The organism is Dialister succinatiphilus YIT 11850 (assembly GCF_000242435.1).
Lineage (GTDB): Bacteria > Bacillota > Negativicutes > Veillonellales > Dialisteraceae > Dialister > Dialister succinatiphilus.
In genome coordinates, this window is record NZ_JH591187.1 from 315938 (window position 1) to 340032 (window position 24095).

Genomic DNA, 24095 nt, shown 5'->3' on the forward strand with positions numbered 1-24095 from the left:
TCCGGACTTGAAGTACATGGAAGCGCTTCGCCTCGTGTTGCAGGAGTTTGCGGAGCAGCTTCGGGCAGAATATCCGTCAGAAGTCTTGCTGGTCGAATCGCTCTTGGAACGATTCCTGAACGATCTGCCCGCTCTTTGGATGAGTCGTCTGCGTGCACAGAAGTGTGCGTGAATGGCTTTCGACATTCAGTTCAAGCTGATTTATCAAGGCATACGGGATGTTTTCCGTGTGCGAAGTTTGAGTTATTTATATATTATTTTCGGGCTTTGGGTTTGTTACGGATTATACTGGATACGATAGGCTCTTCTTTTATGTGCAATTGTTTATTATTGCACTCATGGTTTTGGCCTTGTTCATGCCTGGGAACCTGGCTAAAATATGTGGAATGTTTTTTGGAAGATGGGACCTCACATTATATTTCCTGCTTGGGACTACAATATCTGTTTCTTTCCAGGGGTTTCATGTTACTGAATTTTTATATCATCTTACAAGTTTTCAGTATGCGTTAATTGAGCTTGGATTTTTCATCCCTTTCGTAGTTAGAGAATACTATCAGGTAAAAAAAGGAAGGGCGTCAGACCAGAGAGTTCCGCATTCTTCCTTCTTGGATGATGCTGCCTTATATGATGGTGCTGATTTACTACAGTATGGTCCATTAGCAGAAGATTTTGCAAATAAAATTTATGATAATAAATCGCCAAACAGCATGATATGGGGAGTGGAGGGACCCTGGGGCATAGGGAAATCATCATTTCTTAATCTTTGCGAGGAAAGCTTAAGGAAAAATCATCCGGGAGAGGTTATTGTTGTTCGATTTAATGCATTGAAGTATAGTGGCCAATATAAAGATATATCTATTCCCCTTTCGGATACATTAAGAGAAACAGTTTATAAAACATTAAAATGCCCGGAATTGAATATACTGCTTGCACAGTATCAGAGAATAGTCAAGGGAATAAGTTTTAATGTACTGGGAATATCCATGAACTTTACTCCTTTCCCGCAGAACGAATCAAAAGTTTTTACATATATCAGTGAAATTCTAAGAAATTCAAATAAAAAATTTATCTTTGCCATTGATGATCTTGATAGATTAAATGGAGAGGAAGTCTACAGCCTTCTTTACTCCATCAAGGAAATTTTTGACATTCCTTTCATCAATTATGTCCTTTGTTACGACCTTGATAATCTTTCAAAAGAGATGGGGACTGATAAGACTGCACAAAAGAATGTGGAGTTTTTGGAGAAGTTTGTGCAAACGAAGATTTCTCTTTTTACGCGTAAAGACGTTATTCTTCGTGTTTTGGATGAAGATATCAAAGTACTGATGAAGGATACTGATTTGGATGTGGAAGCCAATAAAAAAGCTCTGAAAGGTGTTAGAAATATTTTAACATCTGATGATGCAGCTGAATATATTCCGTTTTTTGGTGATTTGAGAAAAGTTAAAAGATATGTCAATACACTGACTGCGCTTGACATTCAACGGGTAGATTTCCCTGATTTTGATTTTGATGAGAGACAACTGACTGAACTTATACTTTTATACATGTATTGCCCGATCGTTTTCAGAAAAATATATATGATGGAATCTTGGGGATGGAGTAGGGAATATTATTCTTCACATTATAGTTATAGTGAAAGAAAAAATGTGTCTGGCTATAAAGTTAAGTCTGAAATTTGCAATATGCGTAAGCAATACCCTAATGCAGCATATCTAATCAAGCAATTATTTGACGTAGAGGAATCAAGTGTTACTAAGATTAATGTTTCAAATCGAGCATTACTTGAAGTAAAAGATAAAAGAGAGTTAATGGTGTATATGGATTTAATTGTTAATAGAATTAGTAGGTCAAAGTATGAGCAATCTAACTTTTATATTAACCGTATTCAGAATTATTTGAATGGAAAACTGGTTATTGGTGATTTATTCGATGGGCTAATGTATGAGAGATATCATGAGAATCTGTGGCGTACTTTAGCGTACAATAATTTCCCAAATTTAAGCAGAGATAGAATAGATGAAATTGTTCATTGTGGCTTAAGTAAAAGAATGCGCTATTCGTATACTGGGGATAATTTCAACATTGGTCTGAGAAATAAAGTATTGGGTTATTTCTTGGAGCTTTTTAAGTATCTAGATATCAGCAAGTATGAGAACGAAAATAAGCAATTTATTATTGAGAAAATCTTTGGCAGTCACGGGATTATTGATATAATCTCTCAAGAAAGTCGGGGAATTTTGGGAATATATGATCTACTGCAGTTCAGGCTTCGGTGCTGCTATAGTCGTCATGTGGCACCGGGGATGGATTCTAATATCTTTGTATATGGCATCATAGGTTCATATAAGAATCCGAAATTTTCTGTAGGTTCCCAAATTGATGTTTTGGAATTTACAAAAGAAGAGATGCGAGTTCTTAGTCAAAAATGTTTTAGCATATTTAAGCAACGGTACATCGATAAGCATATTAATTTTATGAAGGAGATTCAGGAGCTGCCCCCTGCATTATTAGATGGTGATCAGTCATTGATTAGTCAGCAGGTTGTTGATTATTCCATGGTACAGGAAATAAAAGGCGGCATGACCACATTTATCACTTATCAAATCGGAAACAATAGTCTTGGCGAAATGGGAGTCGGATGCGGATATTATGATGAAACCCGTTCAGATGATGGACAGGGCATTCGAAAAGCATTTTCAAAGTACTTACTGGATGATGTATTTCAGGACTCTTATTATTGGCAGAGTTTCCTCTTGATTTTGGCAAAAAATGACCAGTCATTTAGAGAATCAGGGAAAATAGGCTGCGATAGAGTGATAGAGTGCATGGGTGAAGAGCAGCTTAAATCATGGTGGCTCACTAAGGGGAAAAATATGATGAAATTAAATCTAAAAATCGCCAATTATAAACCTCAGGTAAATGGAATAAGCAGCCAGGAAATCTTAAGGATGTATAGTGAGTCCTTTGAAGAAAGGTTTAAGTGTAATCCTGTCATTGCAGATGAACCTGCGGGGAAGGCTGATAATGTTAAGAAATCATCAGTAGAAACTGGCCCCTTGGATTGATTAGGTGATATTTATATGCTTCATGTCTCTTGAATAAAAGTGGAACACTAAATGGTAAATCATCGATATTTGCTAGCGGCAGGCAAATTTTACCAAGCAGCGTCGGGTTAAAATCGCCACTTGGAGGCGGGAAAATTCAGCCAATATTGGACAAAGAAAAACATCAATGAATATGACGCCGCTTCAGAGCTGCCATATGCTCGTAAGAACCAGGCGATGGGGAGCCAGAGAATACACGGGAGAGAGCCGGTCATTTCATTTGGATGATGCTCTTCGGCATTAGCTGCATTTCCAGGGGGGATTATGCTTATTTCTTAAGAATAGGGTGTGGCTCTTTGGTGCGTATCGTGAACAAAGATAGGTGGTTCTCATGGTGCGTAGTATTTTTGTTTCTGTTTCCGGTAATTTCGAGGGAAAGTTATTTGTACAGCTTCTAGCATTGATTTACCGTTCCTACATCAAAAAGCAAATGGACGAGAATGGACTGTACAAGAAGTATACGATGCAAACACTGCTGGATGATTTGGATATAATTGAGCTTTACAGGCAGTCTAAAAAGCTCATTATCTCCTTTTAGAGATAGCAGAGAAGCAGATGGCTCGGTATGATGCAATGGGAGTTGTAATTCCGAAATAGATATAATTTCACGGGACTTCAGGCTCTTATGGCGCGTAATACTCACATACTTGCTGCATCCCTTTACTTCTCTTAAAATGCGATTGAATTTATTTCTACTTTGCGTATAATACAAATAAGGGCTATTTGATTTTTATATTTCATCTCGGTCCGGTGACGATGTCTTATGAGACATCGGATAGCTTTAACAATGTCAAGGCTCCTTTCAGAATGGTGGTAATCATCCTGAAACGTGAAAGAAATGCATTTCTTTCACGTTTCAGCGGACACTTGCTACGCGGTATGAATTCGAGCAAGGCTAGCAGGTACTCTGCAAACGCAGTAATTGCCTGTAATGTGGTGGCTGGTGATTCTGTCTCCAGTATATCACAGAGAATTAAACATGTTGGATAGGGGAGTAATCCGGTTTGCTTTTCGTCCCATTAGCTATAAGGATCTATCCACCTTGGCTAGTGGGATTTTTAAGTGGGGCTTATGTAAGGATGTTGCATATGGATGCAGATATCGAAATTAGAAAAGAAATCGAAGGGAAAAATATTTCTTATATCCATTTTGATCGTAGAATAAAACTGACAAATCATTTGTGGTGTTGCATTACAAATAAACAGTGGGTGCTAAGGCATGGTTTTTATCCTTTTATTCATTTTAAACGGCCTAAGTACCATAAGTCTTGGTCGACGGATTCTTCAGGAAAACGAATTTGGAAAGACGAAGGGCCAAAATATAGGGATATACTCTATGCAGCACATAAAGATGCATGGATTTACAGATACTATGGAGCCCTGTTTAACAGAAAGTATAACCGGTATTTAGGGAATAGGAATATTGATGATTGTTCTATTGCGTATAGGACAAACAAGAAGGGAAAATCAAATATTTCCTTTGCAGAGGAAGCGTTGGCTTTTATTAAGTTCCATAAGCCTTGTTATGTTATCATAGGTGATTTTACACATTTTTTTGATTTTCTTGATCATGCTTACCTGTTGAACCAGATTCGTTACGTTTTGGACAGCCAGTATATTCCTGATGATATATATTATGTATTGAACTCTCTCCTGCATTACAGTTATGTTGATTACGAAGGGATTACTTCCTATAAAGGGATGACACATCAACAGCTTTGCCAGTGTCAAACAGTTTTGACAAATCAGGAATTCCGGATTCTCTCAAGAAAGAAACAGAGAGAATCTAAAGACGACAAGTTTATTATAAAGGTAAATAGAGAACATTTCGGTATTCCGCAGGGGTCACCCATGAGTGGGGTACTGGCGAATATCTATATGATTCAATTTGATGAAAAGATTTTTGAATTAGTGCAGTCGTATCATGGAATATATCGCCGTTATTCTGATGATTTTATTATTGCTATTCCGGAAAAGTATATAACGGAAGAACAATATCAACAAATGATTCATCAGTTGCAGGAAATTTTTAACCAGAGAAGTACAAATACAGGAAAGTATCTGGTTAAATTATCACCGGAAAAAACTAAGAAATATCGTGTTAGTGCGAACTTGATTATTTACAATGAGCAAAAGGAGCATGGTATCATTTCCTTTTTAGGGTTTTCATACGATGGAAAGAGTGTTTATATTAAAGACAGCTCTGTAAGGCGTTATTATAGTCATGCTTATAGTAAGGCTGATCACGTTGTGAAGCAAAATGCCCAGCTTAGCCAGCTTAAGAAGAATAAAAGGAGAACTACAAATTTATATACGTTGTATAGCATATCTGGATTGTATAGAAATAGCAGTAAGTCTAAGCGAGGATCAAATTTTCCGGTGTATTCCCAAAGGGCACATTTTATCTTCCAAAAGAATTTCAAGAGTGAAAATCAAACCGGCCTCGTAGCCCAAAGGCATATGAGACAATTAAGAAAACGACTTAATTCCCCAAAATAGCAGATTAGGGATATTTAGAAATGGTAAATAGGGGGGAATAACTCTGTCGGAAAAAGATGAGCGTCGCTTTTGCACTGTTGTTTTAATCTCCTGATACCTGCTTGAGAGGGAGATGCATTATGTTATTATAGCATTTTAACAATTTGTCAAACTTGGGCTTCTTATTAATGGATTCTTAAATACAAGTTGGCGCCTATGGGGAACATTCTTGTTATATGGGCATTTTGTGTATTCGTAAATATGAGGTAAACTATGGACCAAGATTCTAAGCATCTTTCTTCACAGGATGAGCAGAAGGGAAAGGCCAACACTCCGAATGATAAAAGTATTGCTATTATTGTTGAAGCAGCAGCGAAAGAGTATGCTCGTCAGACTGAAACATACGATAAAATCTACCAAAGGTCCAGTTTTGCTTTGGCTGCTTGCGGTATTTTTATGGCTGTAATGGCAAGGTTTATCAATACAAACACTGTGTTGAATGCGTTGAAATCAATTTTTGTAATTGGTGTACTTGACAGGACTTTCTTTTTAGGGACCGGCTTCCTTATGCTTCTTATCTCTATGATGATGTTTCTTTGGCTCTTACGCGGTAAGCGTATGGAAGCTTTGGGTATTGAACTAGTGGAGAATTTGGATGTAGAAAATAGGGGAGAGATTGAGTCTTATAAATGGCTGAAAAATGGATATATTAAGGCTATCAAATCCATAAAGATTAAATCGTCTGTAAAGCAGAAACAGTATAATAGGGCTCTGAATGTCCTCCTCATATCTTTAGTTTTGTTTGCAATCAGCTTTCTTGTACAGGAGGTATAAAATGAATTTCTTTGTGCGTTCGGATGAGGATAGTGATAAAGATACCGGTTCCAGCACTACGGGTTATCCTAGTGAAAGTACGATTATCGAAACACGTAGTGGAGATAAAAGTGGACATAGTTCCAGAAATAGATAATGAGTGATTGCCGTAGGCGAGCAGAATTCGGCGGCTAAGGAAGTTCGAGTGTGAATTTTCTAACTTATGGCGTTGAGGTATGAAGATTGAAATATGGAGGCTGCTATATTGTTCCACTGCAAAGAAACCCGGTGTCTCCAAGCTTCCCATCATGCCCAATGAGTTCGGTGTCTGCATGGTCTACGGCCGCTGCTGTACGAGGTACGACGGCGCGCGCCAGGCATGAGTCTCCCGTCATTTCTGCCCTATAGGGAATTTTCTGGAGTCCTGAGTTTCTTTGTGGTTTTCAGCTTACGCTGATTTTTTTACCTTTCCGGAAAAGGCGAAGGGAGAAAGGCGGTACCCTTTTTGAATTCTGGCATTCCCTTCCTGCATTTCCTATGGTCATCTTGGAAATATATGGAATGCTTTCTTTCAAAACCGCGGGCCTTTTCATGTCCCTCTACTATATAAATAACGGCAGGCTGCGATTTTTGAAAATTATAGAAATTTTTACTGTTTTTTACATGTAGCCGGATTGACCGGAAAAATATCTTCTCTGGTCTCAGGAGATTCAGAAAGAATGTAAATGAAAAATCCTATCGGATGTGGATAGTATCTCATACTCGATGGGATTTTTAACATGCATCGATCATTTAAAGCTTTCAGTCCGTGAAATGTTCTCGAAAAGATTTGTTGACAGAGGTCCGGTCAAGACATATAATACATACATATACATATATACATATATCAAAGGGGCGATTAGAATGGCTGGGAAAATGTGTCCAAACTGTGGAAGACTTACTTTTTTTCAAACCCTCACCGGTCGGAAATGCACGAAATGTGGATATGAAATGATTCTTGCACCGAATGGCGGAAAAGGCGGACGTGGAACAAAATGCCCAAACTGTGGGAAAATGACAGTTTTCAATAACCGCTGCCAGAATTGTGGTGCTACCTTTAAAATGGGGAAATGAAAAATCCCATCAACTATGAAATACTTTTCAAAGTTGATGGGATTTTATTCTTTATCCATCAGGGATATCCGATTATTTGCTGACTGGTGCAGCATTAATCTGTACAATAGGGATAACAACAGGAAATGAAGAATCCCTTTGAAAGGGCAGGATGAAGCTTCATGTTGCAGAGATAAAAACAAACCGAATGAGATGAGTCTTCAAATCTGCAAGAATCGTAGGCTGTCTCGGCGCTGTCTGATATGCTTCCCTGATGAGTGCACAGGAGGGAGCAGCCTCTTTTATAATAGATTTCTGTTATCTATCTCTCTTGTAGCAGTTGAGTACAGGGGGATACAGGTGGTATGCTGGAATATATAAGGAGTGCTGGGATGACTATCCTAATCACTGGCGGCGCCGGATTTATTGGATCCAATTTTATCTTTTACATGATGAGGAAGTATCCGGACTATCGCATCGTCTGTCTGGATAAGCTGACTTATGCGGGAAATCTGTCTACTCTGGCACCTGTGATGGATAAGCCGAATTTCCGCTTTGTGAAGATGGATATCTGCGACAGGGATGCCGTATATGGCCTCTTTGAAGAGGAGCATCCGGATGTGGTGGTGAATTTCGCGGCAGAATCCCATGTGGACCGGTCCATTCTGAATCCGGAAATTTTCCTGGAGACGAATATCATCGGTACTTCTGTCCTCATGGATGCCTGCAGGAAGTATGGCATCGGCCGCTACCACCAGGTATCCACCGACGAGGTATATGGGGATCTGCCCTTGGACAGACCGGATCTTTTCTTTACGGAAAAGACACCCCTTCATACCAGCTCTCCCTACAGCAGCTCCAAGGCAGGAGCGGATCTTCTGGTGGGCGCCTACCATCGTACCTACGGCCTGCCGGCTACCATTTCCCGCTGCAGCAATAACTACGGACCTTACCAGTTCCCGGAAAAGCTGATACCTCTCATGATGATGAACGCCCTGAAAGATAAACCCCTTCCGGTGTATGGGGATGGGAAAAACGTAAGGGACTGGCTCTATGTGGAGGACCACTGCAAGGCCATCGACCTGATCATCCATAAAGGCACCGTAGGGGAGGTCTACAATATCGGCGGCCATAATGAAATGGCAAACATCGACATTGTGAGGCTTATCCTCAAAGAACTGGGAAAACCGGAAAGTCTTATCACCTATGTGACGGATAGAAAAGGACATGACCGGAGATATGCCATTGACCCCGCAAAGATCCATAAAGAACTGGGATGGCTTCCGGAAACGAAATTTGCTGATGGCATCAAGAAGACTATCCGCTGGTACCTGGATCATAAGGAATGGTGGATGGGAAGATGAGATTTGAGGAGGGCAGAGGGAAAGGTTGACGGCCCTTCGGGCCGAGGGGTTTTATAAGCCGCCTGCGGCGGTCACGTCAGCATAGAGTATCTATTCTCTCCGCTTACCTCGTACACCCTTTCCCGCTACGCGGGACTTCCCCTCAAGGGGAAACGAGAGCGTTACGGGATTGGCTTTCTTTGTCATGTGCCTTGATAGGCGGTCTGCTGACTGGCTCACTGCGTTCGCCACCCCCTATCCGGCTATGCAGGGGGCGGAATAGGCTTTACTATGCTTTCCTGCAGAGACATTGTCCCATTGCTAAACATCCATAGTCCCACCACGGAGTGGTGTCAAGGGGACGCAAGAACGTTATGTGCTTTACTGTGAGGCCATTGAAGCAAGTGGCATGGCGGTGGGAGATTTCTCGGCTTCGCTCGAAATGACGGGGAGGGGAGGTCTCGGCTAACGGCTGACGACTGTTGGCTTCCGGCGTGCCTTCGGCAATCCCCCCTCGCCACTGCGTGGCCCTCTCCCCCCTGACAAGCAGTGGGGCGCAAGAGAGTATATAGGCGCTCGCCACCCGGTCTCGTTCGGGGTGGGCAGGTCAAATGGAGTGAGGGCTTTTGCCAACTCAAAACGTGAATTCCCCTTTGAAGTGGATAAGGGGCTGTCGCCCTTTGAGCGAAAGCAGATACAATCTTCGCCGGCAGGCGGCTATGTCCCTTGCCCGCAAAAAAAGACCGCCGGAGCGGTCTTTTTTCATATCAGCATTCCAGGTCCAGTTCCACCGGGCAGTGGTCGCTGCCCAGGATATCGGAGTGGATGGAGGCGCCTTTGATGTGGTCTTTCCATACGCTGGAGACGAGGAAGTAGTCGATTCTCCATCCCACGTTTCTTTCTCTGGCTTTGGCAAAGTAGCTCCACCAGGAGTAGGCGTCTTTTTCATCGGGATGGAGGTGACGGAAGGAGTCGGTGAAGCCGGCGGCAAGGAGGTCTGTCATACGGCCTCTTTCTTCATCGGTGAAGCCGGCATTTTTATGGTTGGAGGCGGGGTTGGCGATATCGATGTCTTCGTGGGCCACGTTCAGGTCGCCGCAGAGGATCACCGGCTTTTCGGCGGCCAGTTTTGTCATGTATTCTTTCATAGCTTTTTCCCAGGTCATGCGGTAGGAAAGGCGCGCCAGTCCCCGCTGGCTGTTGGGGGTATAGCAGCAGAGAAGGTAGTGGCTTCCGAAGTCGGCGGTAATGAGCCGCCCTTCCTGGTCGTGTTCTTCTATACCCAGGCCGTAGGTGACGGAGAGGGGCTCTTCTTTTGTGAAGATGGCGGTACCGCTGTATCCTTTCTTTACGGCGCTGTTCCAGTACTGGTGATATCCCGGCAGTTCCAGCTCGATCTGATGGGGCTGCAGTTTGGTTTCCTGCAGGCAGAAGCAGTCTGCATCAAGGGCATTGAAAGCGTCCATAAAGCCTTTTTTTATGCAGGCCCGAAGTCCGTTTACGTTCCAGGAAATATATTTCAATGTTTTCATGGGAGTCTCCTTATTTAAATAGTTAGATATACTGTATCTATTATACAGGGGAGAGGAGAATTTGAAAAGGTGGGAATGGGGAATGGGGAATCGAGATCGGGATCGGGGTCGGGATTGGGATCGGGAATCGGGAGCCGTCGGCGGGCAGCAGGCTGCCATTTGGTCAATTTCCGTGAAAATGAATGTATACAAAAGGAGCTGTGAAAAAATAGTCATCATTTTTTCACAGCCCCTTTTTTCACCATATTCTATCAGTTGGTGAGGGATCTCATGGGGGCGGGAATCTTTCCGCCGCGGTTGATGAATTCGTCGGCCCGGAATTTGTTGATTTCCAGGACAGGGGCATAGCCCATGAGGCCGCCGAACTGAACCATGTCGCCCGGTTTCTTTCCCGGTACGGGAATGAGGCGGGTGGCAGTAGTTTTGTTATTGATCATGCCGATGGCTGCTTCGTCAGCCAGGATGGCGGAGATGGTGGAAGCCGGGGTGTCGCCGGGAATGGCAATCATGTCAAGGCCTACAGAGCAGACACAGGTCATGGCTTCCAGTTTTTCCAGGCAGAGGCTGCCTTTTTCTACGGCCTGAATCATACCCAGGTCTTCGCTTACCGGAATGAAGGCGCCGGAGAGGCCGCCTACGCTGGAGGAAGCCATGAGGCCGCCTTTTTTCACAGCATCATTCAGGAGGGCCAGGGCGGCTGTAGTTCCCGGGCCGCCGCAGCTTTCAAGGCCCATTTCTTCCAGTACCTGGGCCACGCTGTCGCCTACGGCGGAGGTGGGAGCCAGGGAAAGGTCGATAATGCCGAAGGGAGCATGGAGTCTTTCGGTGGCAGCTTCGGCTACCATCTGTCCCAGACGGGTAATCATGAAGGCGGTGTTTTTAATGGTGCGGGCTACCACGTTCAGGGGAGCGCCTTTCACGTCTTCCAGGGCTCTCTTTACCACGCCGGGGCCGGAAACGCCTACATGGATGGCGGTGTCCCCCTGGGTGACGCCATGGAAAGCACCGGCCATGAAGGGGTTATCTTCCACAGCGTTGCAGAATTCCACCAGCTTGGTGCAGCCATAGGCGTCCTGGTTTTTGGTGAGTTCTGCTGTTTCTTTCACCACTTCTCCCATGCGTTTGACTGCATCCATATTGATGCCGGCTTTGGTGGAGCCTACGGCTACAGAGCTGCAGATGCTCTTTGTGGAAGCCAGGGCTTCAGGAATGGAGTCAATGAGGATTTTATCGGCCGAAGTCATACCCCTGTCTACCAGGGCGGAGAAGCCGCCCAGAATGTCAACGCCTACTTCATCGGCTGCTTTCTGCAGGGTCTTTGCAATGGACACATAGCTTTTGGCCGGAATGCCGCCGGCAATGAGGGAAACAGGGGTAACGGAAATACGGCGGTTGATAATAGGCACGCCGTATTCTCTGGAAATATCATGGCTCACTTCCGTCAGATGTTCGGCTTTGGTGCAGATGGTGTCGTAAATCTTGCGATTCAGGGTCTTTTCATCATCGGAAACGCAGCCTAAAAGGGAAATGCCCATGGTAATGGTGCGCACGTCCAGTTTGTTCTGGTCAAACATGCGCTCAGTGGCCAGGATTTCTTCAATATCGAGCATGGCTCCCCCTTTCAGATACGGTGCATGGCATAGAAAATATCAGCCAGCTGGGCCCGTACATCGACGCCCAGTTCTTTTCCCAGGGCGCCCAGTTCATCCTGGACTTCCTTTAAGGAACCTTTGGCCTTTTCCATGTCGCAAATCAGGACCATATCAAAAATATCGCCAAGAATGGTTTGGGAAATGTCGAGAATATTAATATTTTCCTTTGCCAAAGCTGCCGCAACACCGGCAACAATGCCTACACGGTCAGCACCGATTACAGTGACTACGATTTTTTTCATACATCTGCTCCTTCCGTATTTCATTCCATAGAAATCAGACGCTGCAGCCCATTTTCCTGAAAGTATCCTTCTGCAGAATGTCTTTTCTCATTATAGCATATATGGGGAGGGGGATGGGGAATCGGGACTGGGGACTGGGATCGGGATCGGGATCGGGATTGGGAGCGGATAGCGGATAGCCGAGACTGGGGGCTGGGGAATGGGGAATCGAGACTGGGGAATGGGGATCGGAAGCCGGGAGCCGAAAGCCGTCATCCGATAGCCGATAGCCTAGACTGGGGACTCGAGAATCGGGAGCCGTCAGCGGCTCTTTCTGCAGCCGGGCTGCCGCCTGACATATTTTTTATAAAGGAACACACAGATAATGACAGACAGAAGGGATCCTGCCGGTGCAGCCATGCCCATGGGGTAAAGGGGGGATGGGAAGAGGAGGGCGGCGGCATAGGTGCCGGGGATGCGGATAGTGAAGATGGAAATCACATTGTGGATGAAGGAGAAGGCCGCTTTCCGGCAGGCTGCAAAATAGCCGGAGAAGCAGAAGTGGATGCCGGCAATGGCGCAGTCTGCCACATAGGATTGGAAGTAGTCGTTCCCCATGGCAATGACGGCGGTTTCTCCCGGTACGAAGAGGGCTACGATTTCAGGGGCTTTGAAATGGATGAGGAGGATACAGAGAAGGCCGAAAGCGACACAGACGGTAATGCCATAGCGGAGGGCCTGTCTGCTTCTTTCTGTCAGACCGGCGCCCAGGTTCTGGGCGGCCGTAGCCGATACAGTGGACATCATGGCAGAGGGTACCAGGAAGAGGAAACTGATGATCTTTTCTACGATGCCAACAGCCGCTGCGGCTTCCACGCCGCGGCTGTTGGCGATGGCGGTGATAATGAGGAAGGATACCTGAATGAGGCCGTCCTGGCAGGAAATGGGAACGCCGATGGAAAGGATGCGGCGGGTCCATTTTTTTCCGGGAAGAAAGGAGCGGCGGTTCAGGGAAAGGGGGGCCAGCTTCCGATAGAGGTAGACGAAGGAAAGGACCACGCTCACCACTTCACTGGCAAAGGTGCCCCAGGCAGCGCCGGCGGCGCTCATGTGGAAGGAGCCGATGAGAAGGTAGTCCAGAAAGATATTGACTATGCCGGAAATGGCAATGAAGGTCATAGGGGCTTTTGTGTTTCCCATGCCCCTGAAAAAGCCGCTCACTGTGTTATACAGTACAATGAGGGGCACTCCGGCAAAGCAGATGGTCAGGTAGGCTCGGGTATCTTCCAGCGCTTCCGGCGGTGTCTGCAGCAGCTCCAGAATGAAGGGCATGGAGAGGAAGAGAAGTCCAGTGAATACAAGGGAGAAGGGGATGAAAAGGGCAGCGGCGCTTCCCATGAGGCGGAACGCTTCTTTTTCATCTTTCGCGCCCAGGGCCCGGGCGATGGAAACGGCGCTGCCGATGGTGAGGCCTGCAATCATGACGATGATCATGTGCATGACCTGGCTGCCGATGGATACGCCGGTAACGGGGGCGGCGCCATAGTACTGGCCGGTAATGAAAAGATCCGCCATGCCGTAGAAGGTCTGGAGGAAGCAGGCTGCCAGATAGGGAATGGCAAAGCGCATCATTTTGGGAAAAAGGGGTCCCCGGGTCAGATCATTTTGAAGTATCATGGTGATTTCCTTATAAAAAAAGACAGAATATTCTTATTTCAAAAGAATATCATGTCTTTTTCAGAAAGTAAAAAGAAGAAAAATCGTCGATTCAGCACTTTTTTTCATGGAAATAGGAAATGAAGCGGCGAAGGGAAGGGGATACGTGGGATGGCCTGTATACCAGACAGGTCCATTCTTCAAAGCAGGGAGGCAGGGGGAAGGCGCAGAGATTTTCACTCTGGCCCGGCGGGAGGGGAAGAATGGAAAAGCCGCCGCCCAGGGACAGGCGGAGGAGCTGCTCCGTATAGTTTGATACCTTCTCGCTCTTTGCAAAGGAGGTGTGGTACACTTCCTCAAATTTCTTCCGGCAGCTGTCCACATAGGAAGGACTGTGAGATTTCGTCAGGAAGGAAAGGGAACCAATGAGGCGGGGGATATCTTTGTACTTTTCGCTGCTGGATACAGAGCATACCAGGCACTGGGGAACGGGCATAAGGGGAATGGTGGCAAACCGTTTGGGAAAAGCAATGGCGTCGGGGCCTATGATTCCGTCCAGGGCCCCTTCATCAAGGGCGTTTTCCAGCTCCGGTACCGGTGCCATATGGTAGGACAGTCTGATTTGAGGAAAAGATTTCTGCAGGTCCGGGAGGAAATCAAGGCCCCTGTATTCCTGGGATGCAAGGCCCAGACGGCAGAGGGCTTTTGGTGCGGCAAGAGAGGAAAGAAGGGCCTCATAGTCTCCATGAATTTTTTTCATGCCTTCATAAAACTGCCGTCCTTCCTTTGTAAGAGAAAGTCTGCTCCTGGAACGAAGGAAAAGGGTGCAGCCCGTTTCCTTTTCCAGCTGGGCAATGTACTTGCTCATGGTGGTCTGGGCAATGTGGCACCGATCGGCGGCTTTTGTAAAACTTTCGGATTCTGCGGCCGCAAAGAAATAGTACAGTTTATCAATATCCATAGAAGCCTCCCAGCATGACGTTCTTATGTGCATTATATCACGGCGGGCAGCGGGAAGGGGCAGGAAAAGGAGCTGCCCGGGGATGGTCTGTGAAAATGGGTGATTTCTGGAATCTACCAATGCTTCCTGTTCTGTGATACAATAAATCAGTTATGACTGTTTCATTTTGTAAAAAATTTTTATTATATAAAAGGTGTAAAATCCATGAATCATACAAAGAGCGGTTCCGAAAGAGAGACTCGGAAGACGAAAGACCATATGAAAAAAGAATACCGGGAGAGCCATATTTCTTCTCCTCTGCAGAAGGAAAGTCCCGGCCACTGGAAACGGTGGTGGGTGGCTGCCACGCTGATTCCTTTCTGTCTGGCGTTCTTCCTGTCCTGGTATTTTGGCGCTCCCGGCGGATATGAACCCTTTTCCCAGGTGAAGGTATTTCTTCTCTTCCTGCAGGTGGGATTTGTGACGGCCTACTTCATCCGCCATCATTTGAAGAGAGCTGCCGTCCATCTCTGGCTGACCATTGGCTTCCTGTGGCTTTTGTCCCTTATCGTGCCTTATCTGGCGTCCCAGACGGAGGTGCTTCTGGATATGTCCGATGTGAGCGGCGAGCTTTCCACACCGCTCTACCTCTTTGTGTCCTGCCTGTCGGCGGCCTGGATTCTGCCGGGGAAGGCGCGGATGATTGCCCGCATAGCCTGCGTGGTGCTGATTATCCTTTATATCCTGGTGCAGTTTACCTACATTGGTTATTATGTGATTACCCACTCCCTCATTTCTATTAATATGCTGCTGGCTCTGGCCCAGACGAATCTGGCGGAAACCATGGAGTATATTGAGGTGAATATTCCCTATGCGGAAATCGCAGCCGGTGTGGCAGCGCTTCTCATTCTGGGCTGGCTCATTTTCAAAGCAAGCCGTTTCAGCTTCAACAGGGAGCAGGTGTCCAGAAAAACCTGGTTTGGCATGCTCCTCCTTTTCTTTGTGAATGTGGGACTTTGCGCCCTTTCCATCGGCGGTACCAGGCTGGCCCATGTGTATTATGAAACCTATGAAACCCTGCACAGCTTTTCTGATTTCCAGAAAATGGTGAATGCAAGGCGTCATATGCATATTGCAGACAGGGATATCGTGCGGCAGCTGAAGGCTGCACCGGACGGGGTCTATGTGCTCGTTATCGGGGAATCCCTGACCAGGGACCATATGAATGTGTACGGTTATTCCAGAAAGACTACGCCCTTCCAGACGGAAGCGGCAGCCGATCCGCATTATGTGTTCTTCAATCACGGCTATTCCTGCTATACCCAGACGGTGCAGGTGCTGACGGAAGCGCTGACGGAAAAGAACCAGTACAATGATATGAATCTGGCAGAAGCCTATTCCATTATCGACCTGGCAAGGGAGGCAGGCTTTAAGACCACATGGATTTCCAACCAGTCCCGTTTCGGTGTCTGGGATACGCCGATTGGCGCCATCGGTTCGGCCTGTGATGACCAGTACTGGATCAATTCCTACGTAGGCACCGACGTGGTGACTAAGGATTATGACACCGCCCTCATTCCCTACCTTCGGAAAGTGGATCCCAATAACCGCCGCCAGCTGATCGTGGTGCACCTCATGGGCAGCCATGTAAGCTACTGGGATCGGTATCCGTCGGAATTCTACCATTGGCCCAGGAATCCCGGAAATACTAGAAGTACTGCGGAAATCATGAATGATGAGTATGATAATTCCGTCCTTTTCAATGATTACGTGATGGAAAATATTATGAACGAGGCTACCAACTGGCTCCACGCTGACAGTGTGCTCTATTTCTCGGACCACGGGGAACAGGTGACGGAAAGACCGGGACACAATGCGGATCAGTTCGACTACACCATGGTCCATATTCCTTTCTGGATTTACACATCCGATGCCTACAGGGCTTCCCATCCTGTGGAAATGAAGTCCATGTTGGAAAGAAGAAATATGCCTTTCTCCAACGATATGCTCTATGATACCTTCATGGGCATCATGGGCCTCACCGCCGCTCATTACGATCCCACTGCCGACATCTTCTCTCCCCGCTTCGATAAAGATGTGACCACCCTGATGACCATGTATGGCAATGTGATGATTCGAAACGACGTGGAACAGCTTGGGAGCGACCAGGCCTTCATGGATGAGCAGTGGAACAGGCAGATTGCAGACAGAGCCAGGGCCGATGGAAACAGGAGCTTTGACTGGGACAATTTCCACCAGATTCCTATTTCTGCCCAGCCTATGCCGGAGGTAGAAAATTCCGGTACCAGCCAGGAAGAATAAAGGGTTGACACGCCCTGCGGGCGTGAGGGCTGATGGGCCCGTCGGGCCCAAGGGGGCGTAAGTTTGACAGCCGCCTTTGGCGGCTGAGGGTTTTGGTGGCCGCTTTGCGGCAGTATATAGCCCCTTCCTTGGGAAGAGGCTCCTGCTCTTTGCCATGAGACATGGGTGACACAAATACCAGTCCAGCAACGCTGACTTTATAAATATCGCCCCCTAAAGGGGAAACGACTCACTACATTTTGCGCGTCGCTAGCGCTCCTTCAAAATGTGTTCGCTGTGCACCGACAGGGCGATACCACAACCCTCAGCAACAAAGGTGCTGTCAAACCTAAGAACCCTCCGGCCCGTCGGGCCGGTCAATCTTAAGACCCTTCTTCTTCTGAACCCGGGCCGCAAAGGCCCCTTGTGACAAATCTTTCGGGCTGTGATACTATATGAATAAATCAGGATATACATTTCCTGTATTTCCCAAGGAGGATATCAAATATATGAGGCTTCGCAGGAAACCGTGGATTGATGAAGCAATCAAAGAATACACAGATATTTTGTATCTGGAGGAACCGACCGACCAGAAAGGAAAGTGGCGAAGCGTATTTCCCCATCCGGAAAATGAGCTCCATGTGGAATTTGGCACCGGCAAGGGACAGTTTATTTCCGGCATGGCTGCTATCCATCCCCAGGTGAATTTCATCGGCATGGAGGTGCAGGAAGGGGTCATTTACTATGCTGCCAAAAAGACGGCAGAAAAAGAACCGCCGCTGACTAATGTGCGCTTGATTCTGGGCGATGTGAGCGAAATCCTGAATATCTTCGGCGAAGGGGAAGTGGATGTGATTTATCTGAATTTCAGCGATCCCTGGCCTAAGAAACGGCATGCCAAGCGTCGTCTCACCTACAGGGATTTCCTGAAACGGTATGCCCTTATCCTGAAGGAGGGCGGAGAAATCCGCTTCAAAACCGACAATAAGGACCTTTTTGATTTTTCCATTGAAGAATTTAAAGCGATGGGCTGGGAACTTTCCCATGTGACCTATGACCTTCATGCCGCTCCGGTGGCAGGGGACGTGGAAACGGAATATGAGGAAAAGTTCTCCAGAAAGGGGAATCCGGTATGTCGTCTCGTAGCGAGACGTCCCTGATTGATATGAAGTATGCGCCCCGGGCACTGCAGAAGATGTTCATCGTGGCAGGCATACTGATTATCCTGGGGGCTTTTAATGTATACAGCTCTACCTATTATATGAATATGGAGTCCGGTGCCAATCCCTACAGCCATATCCTGAGGCATCTGGTTTTTCTGGGAGTGAGCAGCCTTCTTGCATTCATCCTGTCAAGGGTGAATTACCATGTGATTAAGAAGGGGGCTTTCCTGTGGTGCCTGGGCACCATTGGTCTTCTGGCTCTTGTCATGGTGGCAGGACGGACGGTGAATGGGGCTACCCGCTGGATTTCACTGGGACCTTTTTCACTCCAGCCTTCGGAAATTGCCAAAGTCACCGGCCTGGTCTGGGCATCGGCCCATCTGGCCAAAAAGATTGATGCCCGCATGGGCATGTCCATTTTCGGACACCTGCTCCTGCCGGTGGCGGGACTTTTCATTCCCTCCCTAAGGAAAAAGAAGAGTGCCACCTTTGCCGGCCTTTTTCATTATTTCACCCCGCTCTACATGCCCCTCATCATGGCGGTGCTGGTGCTGAAACAGCCTGATATGGGTACCGCCGGCATGATACTTATTTTTCCGGGGCTTCTCTACATCATAGCAGGCATGCCTCTTCTGGAAATCCTGCTGTCCTTAGGGATTTCCTTTATTCTTTTCCTGGGGCTTGCCATTGTGGCGCCCTACCGCATGGCCCGGCTGGTGGTGCTCCTCCATCCGGAAGACTATGCCCAGGGCATGGGCTACCAGACCATGCAGAGCCTCATTGCCGTGGGCTCCGGCGGCATTCTGGGCCAGGGCATGGGGGAGGGATTCTCCAAATTCCTCTATCTGCCGGAACAATATACCGATTTTGCCTATGCCGTATTCAGTCAGGAGTATGGCTTTATAGGCTCCGCTGCCCTGCTCTGCCTGTACCTGGCTTTCATGCTTTACGGGCTGTCAGTGGGCAGAAAACTGAAAGAAACCTATCCGGCCCTTCTGGTATACGGTCTGACCCTTCTGATTTCCGTGCAGGGCCTGGTGAACATTGCCATGGTTATCGGCTGGTTTCCGGTCACCGGCATACCACTGCCCTTCATCTCCTTCGGCGGCACATCTCTTCTCATGAACATGGCTGCCCTGGGTCTCATCTGGGGTACTGCTACCCAGAGCCTTCGGGAATATGATGAACAGGAAAGAAGAAAACGGATTGCCGCCATGGAAGGCCGTCCTCTTTCCTTCGGCGAACTGTCGGGCTCCGTTTACGGTTCAAGGTCTTGAAACCAAATCAAAAAGGGGCTGTGAAAAAATGGTAACTCATTTTTTCACAGCCCCTTTGACGGTCTCAGAGAGGCGGGGTGCATACAATGTCTCTTACAGGCAGATACTATGGATGAATCGGTGTTTTCTCGGAGGAAAGCTTCACAGGGAAAGGGATGATGGAAATGAAAGAAAAAAGATTACTGCAGGTGTATGCCTTTTTCAAGGGAGATTCGAAACCTTCTTTCCTTCTCCAAAAAGCGGCTTCTTCCCTTTCCGGGGAAGGGGTGGACCTATCTTTGACTTTGGCAGGGGACATGGAGGAAAGGTCTGTCGAAGGGGGCCGGGAAGGCAGCATCCTTGCTTTTTTCGATACGCCGGAAAAAGCGGGCCGCTTCGCCTTTTCTGCCGGCAGGGCAGGGGGAAAGGGTCTTTCCCTCTATGGCGGAACGCCCTTTGGCATCAGTCTGGCAGAGGCCAATGTACTGTCCTTCTTTCAAAAGGAAGAGTTCCATTCTGCTTTGATTTACACTGCTGACTGGGCCTTTCCCATTATTTCTGACAGGGACCTGGAAAAGAGGGGGGCTCCCTTTCTTTTATCCCTGTACAGAGGCCTCATGCTCTATGCCGCAGGGAAAGAGGATACTCTCCTGGGCGCCATGGACAGGGGAAGAAGGTTACCGGAAAGACGCTGAGTCAAGGAGTACTGATAAGTGTGACCTTTGATTTCCCTTTCCTGGGTGGAGGGGGAGTGATAGGGAGAGAGGCTCTTTATTTTCTGAAATATCTCTTAGCCAGGCTCCAGGCAAAGCCGAAGGATTTCTGGAAGAGCCACAGATAGAGGGCTTTTTGGGGATGAAGAATCCAGTAGGCCCTGGTGATGGGTTCCAGTGGCTTTAATACGGCGGGGGTGGAAGAATCGGGCCTTGCCATTTCTTCGATTCTGTTTTTTGCTTTCGGCTTTAATTTTTTGGATACCACAGCGGCAGCCATAGCCAAAAGAAGTGCTTTTACCAGTTTAGACAGATTCATAGGTATCCCTCCTGTGCCAATCAGTTTCACTTGATTTGTTATTTTTATCATAGCAGATTCAGGGGAGGAGTTCAAAACGGAGACGCCCTGTTTTCTTTTTGACAGTTAAAAATTTTGTTGCAGTCCTTCCTGTTGTGGTATACTTTTAAAGGGTGTTATCTTTAATCATCATTGGAGGATTTTATGAACGCTGATTCGAATGTATTGCTTTTGCCACTCTGCTTTTTCGGATTATACATGATCCTGGAAGCAGCGGATTGGGGCCTGTGCCTTTCTGCACCGCTGGTATGCCGCAGCCGGGATGAAAACAGGGCGGTGCTTGGCCTTCTTCGTCCCTGTCTGGACGGTAATGAACTCTGGTATTTCCTGGGGCTCTTCATGATGGGAGCCGCCATTCCCGGTGTTTCGGATAATTTATTTCACACGGAAAATATTGTCCTCATCCTGCTGGTGGCAGCAGGGGCTCTTCTTCGCATGGCAGCGTCCCTTTTCAGAAATTCCTGCAGCCAGCCGGCGGTGATGAAGGTAATTTCTGTCTTTTCCTATGCAGCCCTTGCGGTGATGGGACTGGCCGGTTCTTCCCTTCTCATGAATGACGGTTCTCAATTTTCCATTCTTGGCATTTTCTGCGCTCTTTGGATGATTCTGGCTGCTTTCCAGCTGGGCACCCTGTATGGGGCGGTGAAGGCGGTGAATCCCCTGGCAGAACGGTTCCGCGCCGCTTTTCTGGTATCCAGCGTTCTCACCGTGGCGGTATACATCATTCTGGCCATCCTTCTTAAGAGTCATGCCGGTGATTCCAATACCTACGGCAGCTTCTTCTGGATCAGTCTGGTGGCCACAGCCATTCTCTTTGTGGCAGCCTTCTTCATGACCCGTATGCGCCATGTGAAAGTGGGACTGGCAGCGGCGTATGTTTCTTCTTTCTTTGCCATTGCCATTTACCTTTCGGCCTATGCCGCTGTTCTTCCTTCCCTTTTTACGGTGGAAGTGGATTCCCTGAAGCAGGCCATGGACGGCATGCCGGGGACGGCTCTTCTGGTGATTGCCTTTGTGTGGACCCTGGGGGCCTTCCTGTGGAGGCAGATTCGCAAAAAAGAATATTATGAATGGAAAGATCATGTATAATGGAGGATGATACTAATGGGTGAACTTTTCAAGACACAGCATACGATTGATGAAATGCTGGACCGCATGGGTGTGAAAATCGTGCTGGATTCAGAACACCTGACGGAAGAGGATAAGTTTGAAGCAGAAAAACAGGGCTCTTCTGTGGTTCTGAAAAAAGTAGAAAAGAAGGATACAGAAGAAAAGGAATAAGGTCCATAGAAAAAGCAGGCTTGGAAGGCCTGTTTTTTTTATGGAAGTTTTACTGGAACAACCATTCTGTTTTGTGATATAATGAATCGAGAAAAAATGTTCTAGGAGGAAATATGGATATCGGAGAAAAACTGGACATTCTGGCAGATGCGGCCAAGTACGATGTATCCTGCTCATCCAGCGGCTCCAGCCGGGCCAATGCAGGGGGACTGGGAAATGGCCATAAGAGCGGCATATGCCATACCTGGACTGCCGATGGCCGCTGTGTGTCTCTTTTAAAAATACTGATGACCAATTCCTGCATTTATGACTGTGAATACTGCGTGAACCGGCGGAGCCATGATACGAAGCGGGCCATGCTGACGCCGGAAGAAATCGTGACGCTCACCATTGAATTTTACAAGAGAAACTACATTGAAGGCCTTTTTCTTTCCTCCGGCATTATCCGCTCCCCCGACTATACCACGGAGCTTCTGATCCAGGTGGCCCGGCTGCTTCGGGAGCGGGAGCATTTCAACGGCTATATCCACATGAAAGGCATACCGGGCACGGATCAAGCCCTTCTCAATGAACTGGGACGGTACGTGGATCGGGTCAGCGTGAATATAGAGCTGCCGTCAGAAAAGTCCCTCCGCCTTCTGGCGCCTCAGAAAACAAGAAATGCCATCCTTGCACCGATGAAATTTTTCAAAGAATCCATCGAAGTGCACAAGGAGGAAAAGAAACATTTCAAAAAGGCTCCCTCCTTCGTGCCGGCCGGTCAGACGACCCAGCTCATTGTGGGGGCCAGCGGAGAAAGCGACCGGCAGATCCTCCTTCTTACCCAGGGCCTTTACCGGAAAGCCGCCTTGAAAAGGGTGTACTATTCCGCCTATGTGCCGGTGATGAAGGGAAAGAATCTGCCTGCCTTAAGGCGGCCGCCCCTTTCCCGGGAGAACAGGCTTTACCAGGCAGACTGGCTCCTTCGGTTCTACCATTTCCAGGCAGAAGAAATCCTTACGCCGGAGGAACCGGATTTTGATGAGGAGCTGGATCCCAAATGCACCTGGGCCCTGAGGCACAGGGAACTCTTTCCTGTAGAAATCAACCGGGCCTCTTATGAAATGATTCTCCGGGTGCCCGGCATCGGCGTGAAAAGCGCTCTCCGCATTGTCAAACTCCGGCGTTACGGGAATCTTTCTTTTGAAGATGTAAGAAGGGTGGGTATCGTCATGAAAAGGGCCCGTTATTTCATGACTGTGAACGGCCGCTATTACGGCGGGATTTCTCTTGACAGCCAACAGCTCCGCAGCCGCCTGATTTCCAGGACAGCCGTAAGGGAAGTGCGGGAAATGAGTCTTTTTGATACCCAGAGTTGAGGAAGGGATACCATGTATTTCTTTTATGACGGAACCTATGTGGGCTTTTTGACCACCGTTTATGAAATCTACCACCACGGTACCAGCCATTTGGAAGGCATTCTGATGGAAGGGGGAGAAGTGCCCCTTTTCGGTGCCCAGAGCATTGTCATCACCCGCCTGCCGGATGCGGAAAAGGTGGCGGCGGCCTTTGAAAAGAAGTGCGGCAAAGAAGCGATGCGCTGGATGTACCGGGCCTTTCTTTCCAACGAAGAAGGAAAGGAAATGAAAATCTTCTATTTTATGAAAGAAGGATTTAAGCGGGAGAAGAAGATTTATACCTGCCGGAAAGAACCCTGGGTGCAGGATATTCTTGCCATGTGCCGGGAAGTGGGAAACGAAGCAGAAAAATTTCGGGGTATTCTCCGGTTCAGCGAACTGGATGACGGCATGCTCTATGCGGTCATGAAGCCGGACCACCACATTCTCCCCCTCCTGGCTGTCCATTTCCAACAGCGGTTTTCCCAGAAACGCTGGGCTATTTACGATAAGGGACGCCGGGAAGCGGCCATCTACGAAAACGGCCATCTCTTCATGGGCATGGTGGAACAGGAAGACCAGCAGGTCAGATACAGCGGATCAGAAGAAGATTTCCGCCGGCTGTGGAAAAACTACTATCGCCATATGGGCATTGAAGAAAGAAGAAATCCAAGGGAAAGAAGAAATTTCCTCCCCAAGAAATACTGGGGTCTTCTGACGGAAATGGAAGATCCCTATAACCGGTCGGATCTGCCGCTGAAAGGGGAGGAAAAGCGATAGAAGCGGTTTGGCAATCCGTTGATTGCAAGTC

General features: G+C 47.4%; 19 protein-coding genes. 13 read left to right on the top strand and 6 right to left on the bottom strand.

From position 1 onward, the window contains the following. Window positions 1-386 precede the first annotated feature (386 nt). The 5 genes from HMPREF9453_RS01310 to rfbB all read left to right on the top strand — a co-directional run bounded on the left by HMPREF9453_RS01310 (window position 387) and on the right by rfbB (window position 8856). Window positions 387-3071 (top strand): P-loop NTPase fold protein, encoded by a 2685-nt coding sequence (locus HMPREF9453_RS01310; RefSeq protein ID WP_222859635.1) that lies wholly within the window; start codon window positions 387-389, stop codon window positions 3069-3071. A gap of 1127 nt (window positions 3072-4198) precedes the next feature. Beyond that, window positions 4199-5608, top strand: coding sequence for a reverse transcriptase domain-containing protein (locus HMPREF9453_RS01320; RefSeq protein ID WP_040379452.1), 1410 nt, complete (start codon window positions 4199-4201; stop codon window positions 5606-5608). A gap of 252 nt (window positions 5609-5860) precedes the next feature. Next, window positions 5861-6421, top strand: a complete 561-nt coding sequence (locus tag HMPREF9453_RS01325) for a hypothetical protein (protein WP_008858761.1) — start codon at window positions 5861-5863, stop codon at window positions 6419-6421. A gap of 1 nt (window position 6422) precedes the next feature. After that, window positions 6423-6557: a hypothetical protein gene (locus HMPREF9453_RS12340; RefSeq protein ID WP_008858762.1), complete on the top strand. Its 135-nt coding sequence runs from the start codon at window positions 6423-6425 to the stop codon at window positions 6555-6557. 1327 nt (window positions 6558-7884) lie between these two features. After that, on the top strand, window positions 7885-8856 hold the full coding sequence (gene rfbB / locus HMPREF9453_RS01330) for a dTDP-glucose 4,6-dehydratase (RefSeq protein WP_008858763.1): 972 nt from the start codon (window positions 7885-7887) through the stop codon (window positions 8854-8856). Window positions 8857-9602: 746 nt separating this feature from the next. Here rfbB and HMPREF9453_RS01335 read toward each other — a convergent pair. The 5 genes from HMPREF9453_RS01335 to HMPREF9453_RS01355 all read right to left on the bottom strand — a co-directional run bounded on the left by HMPREF9453_RS01335 (window position 9603) and on the right by HMPREF9453_RS01355 (window position 14857). Further along, window positions 9603-10358, bottom strand: a complete 756-nt coding sequence (locus HMPREF9453_RS01335; RefSeq protein WP_187368045.1) for an exodeoxyribonuclease III — start codon at window positions 10356-10358, stop codon at window positions 9603-9605. Window positions 10359-10618: 260 nt separating this feature from the next. Further along, window positions 10619-11977: a PFL family protein gene (locus HMPREF9453_RS01340; protein WP_008858765.1), complete on the bottom strand. Its 1359-nt coding sequence runs from the start codon at window positions 11975-11977 to the stop codon at window positions 10619-10621. Window positions 11978-11988: 11 nt separating this feature from the next. Beyond that, window positions 11989-12261, bottom strand: coding sequence for an ACT domain-containing protein (locus HMPREF9453_RS01345; protein WP_008858766.1), 273 nt, complete (start codon window positions 12259-12261; stop codon window positions 11989-11991). A 300-nt stretch (window positions 12262-12561) separates the two neighbouring features. Beyond that, window positions 12562-13917 (bottom strand): MATE family efflux transporter, encoded by a 1356-nt coding sequence (locus tag HMPREF9453_RS01350; RefSeq protein ID WP_008858767.1) that lies wholly within the window; start codon window positions 13915-13917, stop codon window positions 12562-12564. Window positions 13918-14008: 91 nt separating this feature from the next. Next, entirely contained in the window at window positions 14009-14857 is an 849-nt protein-coding gene (locus tag HMPREF9453_RS01355; protein ID WP_008858768.1) for a LysR family transcriptional regulator, read from the bottom strand. A gap of 204 nt (window positions 14858-15061) precedes the next feature. Between HMPREF9453_RS01355 and HMPREF9453_RS01360 the strand changes: the two genes are divergently transcribed. From HMPREF9453_RS01360 to HMPREF9453_RS01375, 4 genes are all read left to right on the top strand, one after another. Then, complete coding sequence (locus tag HMPREF9453_RS01360) at window positions 15062-17158, top strand: sulfatase-like hydrolase/transferase (protein WP_008858769.1); 2097 nt, start codon at window positions 15062-15064, stop codon at window positions 17156-17158. A 488-nt stretch (window positions 17159-17646) separates the two neighbouring features. Continuing rightward, window positions 17647-18297: a tRNA (guanosine(46)-N7)-methyltransferase TrmB gene (gene trmB, locus HMPREF9453_RS01365; protein WP_008858770.1), complete on the top strand. Its 651-nt coding sequence runs from the start codon at window positions 17647-17649 to the stop codon at window positions 18295-18297. Further along, window positions 18270-19577 (top strand): FtsW/RodA/SpoVE family cell cycle protein, encoded by a 1308-nt coding sequence (locus HMPREF9453_RS01370; RefSeq protein ID WP_008858771.1) that lies wholly within the window; start codon window positions 18270-18272, stop codon window positions 19575-19577. The genes trmB and HMPREF9453_RS01370 overlap by 28 nt, the downstream gene beginning before the upstream one ends. A 164-nt stretch (window positions 19578-19741) precedes the next feature. Next, window positions 19742-20251, top strand: a complete 510-nt coding sequence (locus HMPREF9453_RS01375; RefSeq protein WP_148363672.1) for a hypothetical protein — start codon at window positions 19742-19744, stop codon at window positions 20249-20251. Window positions 20252-20327: 76 nt separating this feature from the next. Here the strand turns inward: HMPREF9453_RS01375 and HMPREF9453_RS01380 are convergent, their stop codons facing one another. Then, window positions 20328-20588 (bottom strand): hypothetical protein, encoded by a 261-nt coding sequence (locus HMPREF9453_RS01380; protein WP_008858773.1) that lies wholly within the window; start codon window positions 20586-20588, stop codon window positions 20328-20330. Window positions 20589-20771: 183 nt separating this feature from the next. Here HMPREF9453_RS01380 and HMPREF9453_RS01385 point away from each other — a divergent pair, with 183 nt between their 5' ends. The 4 genes from HMPREF9453_RS01385 (at window position 20772) to HMPREF9453_RS01400 (ending at window position 24064) form a co-directional block, all read left to right on the top strand. Next, entirely contained in the window at window positions 20772-21716 is a 945-nt protein-coding gene (locus tag HMPREF9453_RS01385) for a cytochrome d ubiquinol oxidase subunit II (protein ID WP_008858774.1), read from the top strand. Between the two features lie 15 nt (window positions 21717-21731). Beyond that, on the top strand, window positions 21732-21908 hold the full coding sequence (locus HMPREF9453_RS01390) for a hypothetical protein (protein ID WP_008858775.1): 177 nt from the start codon (window positions 21732-21734) through the stop codon (window positions 21906-21908). 113 nt (window positions 21909-22021) lie between these two features. Continuing rightward, complete coding sequence (locus HMPREF9453_RS01395) at window positions 22022-23266, top strand: putative DNA modification/repair radical SAM protein (RefSeq protein WP_008858776.1); 1245 nt, start codon at window positions 22022-22024, stop codon at window positions 23264-23266. A gap of 12 nt (window positions 23267-23278) precedes the next feature. Beyond that, window positions 23279-24064 (top strand): TIGR03915 family putative DNA repair protein, encoded by a 786-nt coding sequence (locus HMPREF9453_RS01400; RefSeq protein WP_008858777.1) that lies wholly within the window; start codon window positions 23279-23281, stop codon window positions 24062-24064. Window positions 24065-24095 lie beyond the last annotated feature (31 nt).

Bases quoted from the DNA above. Each gene is read 5' to 3' on its own strand.
- HMPREF9453_RS01310 (WP_222859635.1), top strand. From the start codon at position 387: ATGTTTTTTGGAAGATGGGACCTCACATTATATTTCCTGCTTGGGACT.
- HMPREF9453_RS01320 (WP_040379452.1), top strand. From the start codon at position 4,199: ATGGATGCAGATATCGAAATTAGAAAAGAAATCGAAGGGAAAAATATT.
- HMPREF9453_RS01325 (WP_008858761.1), top strand. From the start codon at position 5,861: ATGGACCAAGATTCTAAGCATCTTTCTTCACAGGATGAGCAGAAGGGA.
- HMPREF9453_RS12340 (WP_008858762.1), top strand. From the start codon at position 6,423: ATGAATTTCTTTGTGCGTTCGGATGAGGATAGTGATAAAGATACCGGT.
- rfbB (WP_008858763.1), top strand. From the start codon at position 7,885: ATGACTATCCTAATCACTGGCGGCGCCGGATTTATTGGATCCAATTTT.
- HMPREF9453_RS01340 (WP_008858765.1), bottom strand. From the start codon at position 11,977: ATGCTCGATATTGAAGAAATCCTGGCCACTGAGCGCATGTTTGACCAG.
- HMPREF9453_RS01345 (WP_008858766.1), bottom strand. From the start codon at position 12,261: ATGAAAAAAATCGTAGTCACTGTAATCGGTGCTGACCGTGTAGGCATT.
- HMPREF9453_RS01350 (WP_008858767.1), bottom strand. From the start codon at position 13,917: ATGATACTTCAAAATGATCTGACCCGGGGACCCCTTTTTCCCAAAATG.
- HMPREF9453_RS01355 (WP_008858768.1), bottom strand. From the start codon at position 14,857: ATGGATATTGATAAACTGTACTATTTCTTTGCGGCCGCAGAATCCGAA.
- HMPREF9453_RS01360 (WP_008858769.1), top strand. From the start codon at position 15,062: ATGAATCATACAAAGAGCGGTTCCGAAAGAGAGACTCGGAAGACGAAA.
- trmB (WP_008858770.1), top strand. From the start codon at position 17,647: ATGAGGCTTCGCAGGAAACCGTGGATTGATGAAGCAATCAAAGAATAC.
- HMPREF9453_RS01370 (WP_008858771.1), top strand. From the start codon at position 18,270: ATGTCGTCTCGTAGCGAGACGTCCCTGATTGATATGAAGTATGCGCCC.
- HMPREF9453_RS01375 (WP_148363672.1), top strand. From the start codon at position 19,742: ATGAAAGAAAAAAGATTACTGCAGGTGTATGCCTTTTTCAAGGGAGAT.
- HMPREF9453_RS01380 (WP_008858773.1), bottom strand. From the start codon at position 20,588: ATGAATCTGTCTAAACTGGTAAAAGCACTTCTTTTGGCTATGGCTGCC.
- HMPREF9453_RS01385 (WP_008858774.1), top strand. From the start codon at position 20,772: ATGAACGCTGATTCGAATGTATTGCTTTTGCCACTCTGCTTTTTCGGA.
- HMPREF9453_RS01390 (WP_008858775.1), top strand. From the start codon at position 21,732: ATGGGTGAACTTTTCAAGACACAGCATACGATTGATGAAATGCTGGAC.
- HMPREF9453_RS01395 (WP_008858776.1), top strand. From the start codon at position 22,022: ATGGATATCGGAGAAAAACTGGACATTCTGGCAGATGCGGCCAAGTAC.
- HMPREF9453_RS01400 (WP_008858777.1), top strand. From the start codon at position 23,279: ATGTATTTCTTTTATGACGGAACCTATGTGGGCTTTTTGACCACCGTT.